This window comes from Kamptonema sp. UHCC 0994 (assembly GCF_029167235.1).
In the GTDB taxonomy this organism is placed as follows: domain Bacteria; phylum Cyanobacteriota; class Cyanobacteriia; order Cyanobacteriales; family Microcoleaceae; genus Kamptonema.
Genome location: NZ_JARFTR010000072.1, coordinates 1 through 10,657, shown reverse-complemented (window position 1 = coordinate 10,657; position 10,657 = coordinate 1). Strand labels below are relative to the sequence as shown.

Here is a 10,657-nt window from a genome sequence, read left to right as displayed (position 1 = left end):
AACGCCGCCTTCTAGGCGGTAAAGAAACCGCCTAGAAGGCGGCGTTACTATGATTTTGCGTAAGTCCTGTAATTGGTAATTGGTTAACCGTTAACCGTTAACCGTTAACATTCTAAGGTTCTACTATTACTGGCGTTCCTACTTCTACCTTTTCAAATAAAGCTTGAGCATCTTTATCATACATCCTGACGCAACCGTGAGAAGCAGGTCTGCCGATAGATTCGGGATTAGGTGTTCCGTGAAAACCAATCACATTTTTACCATCAGTCCAAAAACCAATCCACCTAGTCCCTAATGGATTGTCTGGGCCTGGAGGAACAACCTCTCCTGTCCAAGGATGTTCCCAACTTGGTTCTCTAATCATTTGCATAACTTTAAAATTCCCTGTAGGAGTTTCCCAACCATCTTTTCCCACAGCCACAGGGAAACTTGTTTGCAACTCATTTTTGCGGTAAACATAAACGCGGCGTTCCCTTAATCTTAGCACTAAACGGACTTCCTGTAAAGGATTAACTGGGGGAGTTTGAAAGAGAGGAAGAAAATTATTTTTATCTCCAAGAGGAGGCAATTCTAGTTTCGCAATCGTCCGCGAACTCTGGGGAATGGCTATCTTTTTTGGAGCGGCTTTTTTCTGGATAGAATGAGTAGAATTATTGGCCGTCGCGGCCGTCGCTTGTTGTATGCCGCTCATTAACAGGGCTGAACTTAAGCCCATCGCCATCAGATTCTTAGATAAATATCTACTTTTCGTCATTGCTTGTTTCTCTCACTTCCTCACTAACAGTATTTTACAAGATTAGCCTGTTTAAATCCGAAACCCATTATTTTTTTTAGTTTAACCTCTGATTAGTCTTAACTTTTGACCTTTGAATTGCAACATTTACTTCTTAACATTTCTTCCTCGATCCCTGCCATCAATAAGATCCCCCTCTCGGTAGAGTTATTTTCAAATTAGCTACAGTTATATTTTGAAGAAAGCCGATCTCTATGATATCAGTGTATCCCCCGATCGCGGGTGGTAGGGAGCCGATTAGAGATTTTTGGTAAGTTGCCACAGCAACTCAGGACTGATGTTAGTTAGGGAATTGGGTTAGGCGATCGCAGTTAACTTAGCTAACTGACCATCTACCCAACTGTCAAAATGATGCTGTGGAACTCCTGACGGAGAATAGAGTCTATGAATAGTGGTTAGATAATCTTTACCTAATGATTGTCTAAAGTCTCCATTCCGGTGAGTAAACTAGATTAGGTGTAAACGTTAGGGTGGTTTCTTATCAATCAAAGCAACCCGATCCCAAATATAGTCAAAAGTGAGGAAACAATGCGTCTTCAAAAGATTACATTACTGACAGGTACAGCCCTATCGCTGTTAGTTTCAGCAGGAACGGTGCATCCAGCGATGGCAAACCCTGAGAGTAAATTAGCTCAAGCAGGCATGAGTACGATGGCAAACATGGAAACCATCACAGGCATTGTCAAAAGCATTGTCGGTGAAGTGGTGACAGTTGATGTCGAGGGCGGTACTTACAGAACTTTGCTAATTGAACGGCGGGTACTGGGAACTATGGGGCTGGTACCGGGAACCCGTGTCAGAGCGACTGTGGCGCGTGGTGGTTCTCTCGTGCAAAGTGTGCTGGTGATCCCAAATGTGAAGGTGACGGCGAGTACGGCAACTCGCATGACGACCACAACAACTCGGACTCAGACTCAAACTCAGACGACTCCGGCACCAATGCCAATGCGTCCCGCAGCCCCGATGCGTCCCGCTGCACCCCCAGCTCGGCCTCAAGTGGCTCCTGTTCGTCAGGCACCGATGGCTCCTGCTCCGATGATGCAACCGGCGGCTCCTGTTAGAGGACTTTGGTAAGGTTACGATCGCGATCGCAACTTTTGTTAAGTAACTAGACCTTTTCCAAAAATATCCCGGCGATTAAAATCGCGACTACACAAAGAAAGTCCGCCTACGCGGACTAATGAGATCGACTTTTGCAAGTAAGAGGTCTACTGATGTCACCGCACTTTTGCGGTGGCTTCATCAGATTTTAGATTTTGGATTTTTCTAAGGCTGGGGGTGTCAAATGCGCTTTTTATTTCTAATTTTGGTGTTGCTGTCGATAACTGCGTGCGATCGCGAAAAGCAGGCGATCGCTCCAGTCAATTCTAGCAATCAGGAATCGCCACAAGCTAGCCCAGTGCTGCAAAATACCTCACCAGTAGCCCAGACAAATGTAACAGCACCCAGCCAGATATTACGCACCGAAACGTTCTCGCCACAGCCAATCCGCATTACAGTTGCCAATTTACCGCAACCCTACGCCACTCAAAGCGCCTCGAAATCCCCTCAAGTAGTACCGCCTAGTCAAGGTGGAGCCCTGCGCGTTCCTCCCGGCTTCACTGTGAACATCTTTGCTGACAATTTAGATGCTCCTCGGTGGCTGGCACTCACTCCCACCGGCGATGTTTTGGTGACTGAAACGCGACAAAACCGGATTCGCCTGTTGCGGGATACCAACGGCGACGGCGTTGCTGATGTCCGCGAAACCTTCGCTACTAGGGCAAATGGGTTAAATATTCCCTTTGGGATGGCCTTTAGCGATCGCTATTTTTTCCTAGGTAATAGTGCCGAAGTCCGTAGATTTCCCTACAATCAAGGCCAGCAACAACTAACTGGAACTGGTGAAAAAATTGCTGACTTGCCGGGAGGTGGTTATAACCAACACTGGACGCGAAATGTTGTCACCTCCCCAGATAAAAATCAGCTTTATGTCTCCATTGGTTCGGCATCAAATGCCAGTGTAGAAGAGTTACCCAGAGCATCAGTGCAGGTGATGAATTTAGACGGCCAGAATCAAAAAACCTTTGCTTATGGATTGCGAAATCCCGTAGGATTAGATTTTCATCCGCAAACTGGGGAACTTTACACCACAGTTAACGAACGCGATGGTTTAGGGGACGATTTAGTGCCCGATTACTTGACGCGAATTCAGCAAGGTCAGTTTTACGGTTGGCCTTATGCTTATTTTACAGCGAATCGTTTAGATCCGCGCCACGCGCAAAATGGCATCAGCGAGCGCCCAGATTTAGCTGCTAAGACTCTTACCCCAGACGTACTTTTTCAAGCGCATTCAGCAGCTTTAGGACTTCAGTTTTATGATGGGAAAACATTTCCTGAAAAATATCGGAATGGAGCCTTTGTAGCGTTTCGCGGCAGTTGGAATCGCAACGCTGGAACGGGATACAAAATTGTGTTTGTACCATTTAATAACGTTGGCCGTCCTCAAGGTTATTATGAAGATTTTTTGAAGGGTTTTCTGATCGATCCATCAGGGCCTAAAACTTGGGGTCGTCCAGTTGGTTTGCTAGTTTTACCTGATGGGAGTTTGTTGTTTACTGAAGAAGGTAATAACATAATTTATCGCGTGCAGTATCGTGGATAATTGTTAGTTGTTAGTTATTGGTTGGTTGTTGGTTAGTTGTTAGTTGGTTGTTGGTTAGTTGTTAGTTGGTTGTTAGAACGTTTGGCGGTTGAAACCGCTGCTACACAAACAAAGTCCGCCTACGCGGACTAAAAAATTAACGAAGACTTGGTATTAATTAGCAATTAGCAATTAGCAATTAGCCATTTTCTATTAATAAAAATCTACTTCTTCTTAGAATCAAACTTCTGTTTAGCTTGCTCGTAAACTTCAGCATTGATTTGATTTATCCCTAATTCTTGAGCAAACTTCTCAATCTTTTTACGAGCAGCCGGTCGGACAAAAAAGGGAATTTCCTTGAGTCTTGCCTCAGCTTCTGCTGTCCATTCTAATGGTATACTCATTATCCAATTACTCCCGATATTAAGTACAAATGCTATAAATTCATAGTTTACAGCATAAACGGCTTGATGGCAAAATCCCCCAGAGTGACAGTAAAACTCTGTTGCTCTTTATTAGCCGCAAAATTAATAATAACTTCACAGGCAACTGCAACAGTCAGCATCACCAAATTTCGGGCCAAAGGGTAATCGCAAATATCATCATTTGCGGGTGAAGGAACCCGATAGCCTTGATTCCAAATCACTTCCGCATAATCAGTAGCTAAACCGACATGGAGACAGGGAATACCCGCACTCTCACAGCCATCTTTCACTGCTTGCCGACCTACACTATTATCAAAAGTATCAATTACTAATGCACTATTAGCAAGTAGTACAGCGGCATTTGCTGCTGTTAGTTCTTTTGACTGTGGATCGACCTTAACGCCTAAAGCACGGTAAAGGTTATTGGCGAGAATTTTTGCTTTGAATGCGCCCACATCTGAACGATAATAGGGTTGGGTAGATAAGTTACGTTCCTCAATGCGATCGCGGTCAATTACCTTTAAGTTTTCAAAGCCAGAACGTGCCAAATTCTCAGTAATATTAGCACCCAAAGCACCAGCGCCACATACCGTTACTGGCAACTTTTTCAAGATTGACATTACTGCTGGTGTTCGATACAGTTGTTCGTGAAATAAAGTTGACATAATTGGTAATTGGTAATGGCTAATGGCTAATTGCTAATTGCTAATTGCTAATGGCTAATTACCCATCTCCCTCATCTCCCCCATCTCCCCCATCCTCCCCCCCTCTCTTCCTCTTTCCCTAGTCCCTAGCCCCTAGCCCCTAGCCCCTAGCCCCTAACCGCTGAAAGCGGTTGCTATATCTAGCTTCGACAACTCCAACTAATGATTGTAAATCAAAGTTGCTATCTAGTCCGCTTAGACAGATGCCAGCACTAACCACAGTCAGGTCATTTTTAGCGATCGCACTGGTGTGGCGATCGCCATTTCCAGCAGTCCACTCGATTAGCCAATAGTCGTCGCGATCGCGAAACTCTCGCAACTCTCCCCCACCCATTTGTAGCGCCTCCTGCAAGCGCTTTTCATCCCGTCGCTGTTGGAACTTTTGACTAAATTCCTCAGTCTGCTGTGCTACTAACTCGTAGACAGTACGCATCTCCGGTGTCATCCCCTTAAAGCGGACTTCTTGAGGAGAAATCACCTTTTTTAACGCCGATCTTAGTTCCTCAGATGATAACGGATCGGCGCGGCGATCGATATCCTCAAACCACCAAGATTTACCATCCCATCTAGCAATAATTGGCTCAAAAGTAGCGCCTTCAGTTACTAAATGTATGGGAAATGGTTTGGCAACGCCAATGCGTTGTCTAGCATCAGATTCATTAACAGGATAAGCCAGCCAAGTTTGTCCTTGCAAAGCATAAGCCAGTTGCAATCGAATGGGAGTCAGCAGTTGCAAATAGTCTGTCAATTGTGGCAAACTGGGTTCATCAACTACTTGAGCAACTTTTTCATTAACTGGCTGAAAAATACCCCATCCTTCAAAATTACGCGGCTTTGGCTTGAAGGTATAAACAATGCCAGCGACCCTTGTCCGTACCCGTCCCCCGCGAGTGCAAGGCGCGAGAAACTGAGTGTCGCACAACTGCGTTTCTTGTGCAGCCAGTTTGCTCAGAAGATTGCGGATATCTGCCACTGTATTTACCTCCAAAATTTATTAAATATTTTCCTGAAACCTTGATGATATAGAAGTTATATGTTATTAATGTTAACACTAAAAACATTTAGTTTTAAGGATGAATTGCATAATGTAACAATTAAACTATTGCTTTCAGCCGATTCTTGTGTTAGGCTCGAATTTCAAATCCTAGAAGTAGGACAAATTATCCAAAAACAATGCAAAGACATACTATGATGACTCCGAAATTCTTAAAAGTCGCAGTTGCAACCGCAGGTGCAGCTTTGAGCTTAGTATCTATTCTCGCTAATCCAACTAAAGCGGAAGAATACAAATTTACAGTTCAGAACAACACCGATACAGCGATTAGTCAGGTATTGGTATCTGAAGATGGCAAGACTTGGGGATACTTTTCTCTTGAAAGTAACATTGCTCCCAAAAGTGAAGGAGAAATGGTTTGGGGAGAACATACTAATCACGAAGCTTGCAATCAGTGGATCAAAGTAGGATTTGAAGATGGGAGTATGTCAGAGGCGGAGAAGTTTGATTTCTGTGCAAATCCTTCTTTGGTTATTGACTAAGAATTAAGCGGCGATGCAGTTTTAAAACGCAGTGTATAAATCAGGGTATATCCTCTGTATTTTGTGTCAAATAGGCTGGAGTCAAGTGACTTCAGCTTCTTTGTTGGAAAGTCTATCTTATAATTAAATGTAGTATAATTTTGGGAATCTGACCGAGTTGTTTAGGTAAAAAAATGGACTGGCAAAAATATATTCATACCGATCCTAACATTCTAGTTGGGAAACCAGTTGTTAAAGGAACTCGCCTATCTTTAGAATTTATATTAGGTCTTTTTGCGGCTGGATGGACAGAGAAACAGATATTAGAAAACTATCCGATGCTAACACCTGAAGGATTGCAAGCTGTTTTTGCGTTTGCTGCTGAATGTATCTGTATATAAAAGTGCTAATTGATGCGATAATTCCAGGTTTTGATAGCTAAGTCTATAAACCATCCTAAATTAGTGGGTGTTTCCTTTGAGTAAGATTTCCACCAATCCATAGTAGTGTTATCAAGAGGTGGAGTGATACCTTTCAGGAGATTAAGAAGTAACCAAAAAGTATTATTAGAACCACCTGCTGTAGCTTGCAACAAATACATACTAGGCTTACACCATTTTAACATTCCCTCCCTAGTCATTCCTGAATATGTATTAGGTTTAGGTTCCTCATTTAAGTTGATAGTATCTTTGGTACAAACAACCCATTCTATAGAAGAATTATGAGAAAAAGGGTTGCCTCCTTTTTTCAAAACAAATCCAAATCGAGTTATAGGTGTTTTGGTATTTTTATTAATTGCTGTTGGCAACCAAAGAAATAAAAAAATTCCGTTAGTAGTGTTAGTTATTTCGGCCAGTTTTTTGTGGTTCACTCCATCCCCAGTTCCATATAATATCTTTCTGTAACTGCTACTAACCATTTCTTTTACTTTTGGTTGAGACAAAAACAAAGTTCGCAACTTTAAAAAATCTGTATGATAGTCTAGGTAAAGTCTATCTACAAAATTGGTAGTAAAAGCAGGTAAACTCCTCCGATCTAAATTAGGGGAGATTTCAGGCAAACCAAATATAGGATAAGAAATATTATAAGTTTGACTTAATAGGTTAAATTGACCTGAATTATTATGATTTTTGACGGAAAATTCCCAAAAAGCAAAATCCTCTTCAAATTTTGAAGCTTCTTTATCTGTGTAATTATCTTCGTGAAAACTAGGTGCGATCGCTATCATTTTAACTGGTAATGAATAGTCAATCTTATCATCAAAAGATTTATTACTTAAGATTGCTTTTCTATACCTAGTTAACTGAGAAACCAATCCTCTGTATTCTTCATTTTTTATCTCAATAATTACAGGCTGTCTTTCGGATTTTGTGCAGCATAATAAATCACATCGCTGCATTTTTATAGTGTACTGCCTTTTGATTTTTATTAACGATGGGAATATCTCATCAAAATTATCGTCTATATAATCTTCCAAATCCATCTCGGATTGAAAGCGGATTTCACCACCGAGATAAATTAACTTGCGATTAGCATTTTTTGATTTTTCATTAAACCTTTTACCTTGCGTTGATAGATGTTTTGCTTTGAGGTATGGCACAGTAACTTTCCTATAAAATTAGCATTGCCCACCAGCAGAACTGATGAGCAACACCATTTTATCACTTATCATTCCTCACAGGCAAAGCCACATCCAGAATTTCCATCAGCAACTCCAACCGCGAAGGACGAGAAAGCATCGGCACCAAATTCGGCAATGAATAGTAATCACCAGCAAATGTAAAGGTTTCCACAGGCACTTGCTTCTGCTTCAATTGACCCTCAACATAATTAGAATGAGAACCAACTCGCACGATCACTACATTCGGCATCACCCCTAAATCGCGGCAATAAGTAGTATAAGCATCGGCAAATAAAGGCGTAGAATTATCACCTTCATCTGTCACCAAAATAAACTGCTCAACCACCTGCTTTTTCTTCCGCATCACTTCCACAGCGCAACCGCAGCTAGTACCACCATTCGCCTGAAGATGCTTAAAAGCACGCTCCCAGTCCGTCAATTCCTTACCTTTTGCCTCTACAAAATAGGGCATCGTGTCAAAAGCATAGACGAACAAATCGGCATCGGAAATACCAGAAATTAACGCTGCAAGACGTTTACCAACTTCGATCGCATTCGTCATCGAACCTGACTTATCTACTAGCAAACCAGTAGATTTAGCGATTTTCCCGCGCTTTTTTACCTGCTCATTTGTCACCGCTTCCAACTTCGCTGTCGTTGCTGCATCAAATTGAGCGCCATCACCGGCAACACTGGCTTTAAAAGCAGAAACTCGGTCGCTTTTCGCCGCTTTATCTAACTTCCCATCAATCAATTTCTTGACTTCTGGGTGATCCATTGCACCACGATTTTGAATGGATTTCAAGTTATTAATCACTTCCTGTGGCGACATCGAATCGATTAACGCTACCAACACAGTTGGTGTTAGTTGCTTCACCGCGCCGACTGCGATCGCATAAGGAATCTTGTACTCCACAATCAACATCGCCTGATCAGCAGGAGTCGCCGCCTTCGCCAACTGCTTGAGTACAAACGCCAAACTATCCTCTGGCGGATTATCTTTAAACAGCACAGAATCAGCGCGATCGCTTGGTTTAATATGCAAACTCGCATACAAATGCTTCATCGCCTTGCGTCCCCGGATTGCGGCGCGATCGAAAAACTGCGGATTCTTTTCCCGCGATTTCAGATAGCGAGTCACAGCAGTACGCGCCGATCGCGGCACTTTTCCCTGGTGAACCTTCATAAAGTCCACAATCCGTGAAACCTCATAAGGTGGGAACTCTTGCAACATCACAAAACCAGCATCTCTGTGCTCAGTTAAGTTACTTGTTAGCAAATTTCCGACAAAAACTTCCTTATGATCGCGCACGTCCCCATTGTGTTGATACCACACCGCTAAATGACCGTAAAAAATCGGATCGATTTCCACAATTAACTTGTGAATTTCCGTTACCTTTTCTAATTGGCGGTGAGGTGTAGTTAGCAAACTATTAAGCATTTCTAAGCGCAAATCGCGTTCGGCTGTATTCATATTCATAAATATCACCTCTGTGGAATTAATAGATGAGAAAAAAGTTACTTCGCGCAAGTCAAAAAAGCCATTTGTTCATACGCAGGGATTGAACCTGCATAATCTTGAACCTAAATCAAGCGCCTTTACCAATTTGGCTAGTATGTAAGCTTTCCCAGTTAGGGCGCGAAGTAAATATTAAACCTTGCTAAGTTCCTGCATAATAAACTTAATTTGTTTCTTACTACACTGCTGTTTACTAACAGCATAAACAGCCTTACCATACTCCCGCAAACCACCATCGCGAGTCAGCTTAGTTTTCAAAACAACATCAGCACCCAAACTCAGAAAAGCAATATCTGCCAGCGTAACTAGATACCAAATATCATCGATCTTACGGTAATGATGGTAAGCATCGATTCTCAAAAAATCTTTCGGTTTTTCAGGAGGCTTGTATGGGATTTTCTTAGCTAAACAGAGAATGCCAGAATCTGGGTGAATATACAGTTTTTCTTGGGAATAACCAATGGGATTTGGCTGCCAATGATAGATAGAGCTTTTATGGTAAGGAACCCCGTCAATCATCACAACATTTCGTTCTACATAACTCCAAACATGAGAAAGAAGATGTTGACCCGATAAGGTAGTGATATCAACCAACTGGGACATTTCCCTATAAACATCATCCCAGAGTTTCCCTACTTTTGAACGCAGCCAACGGTACAGCGGGCCAAGACAATCAGAGAAGAATTTTGTCTTGTTTCTCGGCTTAATCAAGTAAGGGCTAAGTAGTCCATCTGTACTTGCTTCTTCAGTAATCTTTGTTAGGTGTTTTTTGTACCCAGTCACCTTTTTTAAGCTGATTCTTAACCCTCCACGAGGGCGCTCAATCACATTTTCACCTAAGCGGTGTTCGCTCATAAATACCCTTAATTTGAGAGTATAAAGCAGGATAAACCTATTGCAGAAATCGATCGCTCTCATTAGTCCGCGTAGGCGGACTTTGTTTGTGTAGGCGCGATTTCAATCGCCGGGATATTATTGAGGTAAAATACTCCGCACAAGTCGAAAAAGCTTTAAAATTAGTAAAGTTTGTAGGCTTCATCAGTCAGGGTGCGAAGTGAAACCCTCAATTTTTAACAGCTAACGTCTATTTTAAAGCAGTTAAAATCACCTCGCGCAAGTTAAGAAAGCCTTGGGTACATATACGGGAGTTGAACCCGTGACCTTTTCTTTAGAGAGAAATGCTCAACCATGAGCTAGTATGTAAGCTTCCTTAGTTAGGGCGCGAAGTGAAAATTTATGGAACTTGAAAATAGTGCAATAATTAAGAGGCGCACAAGTCAGAAAAGCTATTTTTTTGCCACCTCTCCAAATAGCGGAGAGGGTAGGAGTCGAACCTACAATCGATTTGCACCGATGTTACCAATAGCGTTTGTAAGCTTCTTTAGTTAGGGTGCGCCTTTAATTACAGAACTTACGCAAAAGTATCCGTAACGCCGCCATCTTGGCGGTCAAGTCAC

The 10,657-nt window shown here is 42.3% G+C and carries 11 protein-coding genes and 2 tRNA genes; 4 read left to right on the top strand and 9 right to left on the bottom strand.

Annotated elements, in window-relative coordinates:
* Nucleotides 1-112: 112 nt before the first annotated feature.
* Nucleotides 113-754 (bottom strand): L,D-transpeptidase, encoded by a 642-nt coding sequence (locus tag PY364_RS07355; RefSeq protein ID WP_275521587.1) that lies wholly within the window; start codon nt 752-754, stop codon nt 113-115.
* 567 nt (nt 755-1,321) lie between these two features.
* Here PY364_RS07355 and PY364_RS07350 point away from each other — a divergent pair.
* Together PY364_RS07350 and PY364_RS07345 are read left to right on the top strand one after the other, a co-directional pair.
* Nucleotides 1,322-1,867 carry a hypothetical protein gene (locus PY364_RS07350; protein ID WP_275521586.1) on the top strand — a complete coding sequence of 182 codons (546 nt, stop codon included), beginning with the start codon at nt 1,322-1,324 and terminating at the stop codon, nt 1,865-1,867.
* A gap of 211 nt (nt 1,868-2,078) precedes the next feature.
* Nucleotides 2,079-3,437, top strand: a complete 1,359-nt coding sequence (locus PY364_RS07345) for a sorbosone dehydrogenase family protein (RefSeq protein ID WP_275521585.1) — start codon at nt 2,079-2,081, stop codon at nt 3,435-3,437.
* A gap of 203 nt (nt 3,438-3,640) precedes the next feature.
* Here the strand turns inward: PY364_RS07345 and PY364_RS07340 are convergent, their stop codons facing one another.
* From PY364_RS07340 to PY364_RS07330, 3 genes are all read right to left on the bottom strand, one after another.
* Nucleotides 3,641-3,820: a PCP reductase family protein gene (locus tag PY364_RS07340; protein WP_275521584.1), complete on the bottom strand. Its 180-nt coding sequence runs from the start codon at nt 3,818-3,820 to the stop codon at nt 3,641-3,643.
* Between the two features lie 47 nt (nt 3,821-3,867).
* Entirely contained in the window at nt 3,868-4,506 is a 639-nt protein-coding gene (locus PY364_RS07335; protein WP_275521583.1) for a ThiF family adenylyltransferase, read from the bottom strand.
* Between the two features lie 139 nt (nt 4,507-4,645).
* A complete protein-coding gene (locus tag PY364_RS07330) occupies nt 4,646-5,518 on the bottom strand; it encodes a hypothetical protein (RefSeq protein WP_275521582.1) in 873 nt (290 codons plus the stop codon).
* Nucleotides 5,519-5,718: 200 nt separating this feature from the next.
* Here PY364_RS07330 and PY364_RS07325 point away from each other — a divergent pair, with 200 nt between their 5' ends.
* Together PY364_RS07325 and PY364_RS07320 are read left to right on the top strand one after the other, a co-directional pair.
* Nucleotides 5,719-6,081 carry a hypothetical protein gene (locus tag PY364_RS07325; protein ID WP_275521581.1) on the top strand — a complete coding sequence of 121 codons (363 nt, stop codon included), beginning with the start codon at nt 5,719-5,721 and terminating at the stop codon, nt 6,079-6,081.
* Nucleotides 6,082-6,254: 173 nt separating this feature from the next.
* Nucleotides 6,255-6,461, top strand: coding sequence for a DUF433 domain-containing protein (locus tag PY364_RS07320; protein WP_275521580.1), 207 nt, complete (start codon nt 6,255-6,257; stop codon nt 6,459-6,461).
* Between the two features lie 5 nt (nt 6,462-6,466).
* Here PY364_RS07320 and PY364_RS07315 read toward each other — a convergent pair whose 3' ends face one another.
* The 5 genes from PY364_RS07315 to PY364_RS07295 form a co-directional block, all read right to left on the bottom strand.
* Nucleotides 6,467-7,660 carry an endonuclease NucS domain-containing protein gene (locus PY364_RS07315; RefSeq protein ID WP_275521578.1) on the bottom strand — a complete coding sequence of 398 codons (1,194 nt, stop codon included), beginning with the start codon at nt 7,658-7,660 and terminating at the stop codon, nt 6,467-6,469.
* A 61-nt stretch (nt 7,661-7,721) separates the two neighbouring features.
* Entirely contained in the window at nt 7,722-9,161 is a 1,440-nt protein-coding gene (locus tag PY364_RS07310; protein WP_275521577.1) for a hypothetical protein, read from the bottom strand.
* Nucleotides 9,162-9,231: 70 nt separating this feature from the next.
* Nucleotides 9,232-9,302, bottom strand: a tRNA-Leu gene (locus PY364_RS07305).
* Nucleotides 9,303-9,332: 30 nt separating this feature from the next.
* Complete coding sequence (locus tag PY364_RS07300) at nt 9,333-10,055, bottom strand: hypothetical protein (RefSeq protein ID WP_275521576.1); 723 nt, start codon at nt 10,053-10,055, stop codon at nt 9,333-9,335.
* A 275-nt stretch (nt 10,056-10,330) separates the two neighbouring features.
* Nucleotides 10,331-10,403, bottom strand: a tRNA-OTHER gene (locus PY364_RS07295).
* Nucleotides 10,404-10,657 lie beyond the last annotated feature (254 nt).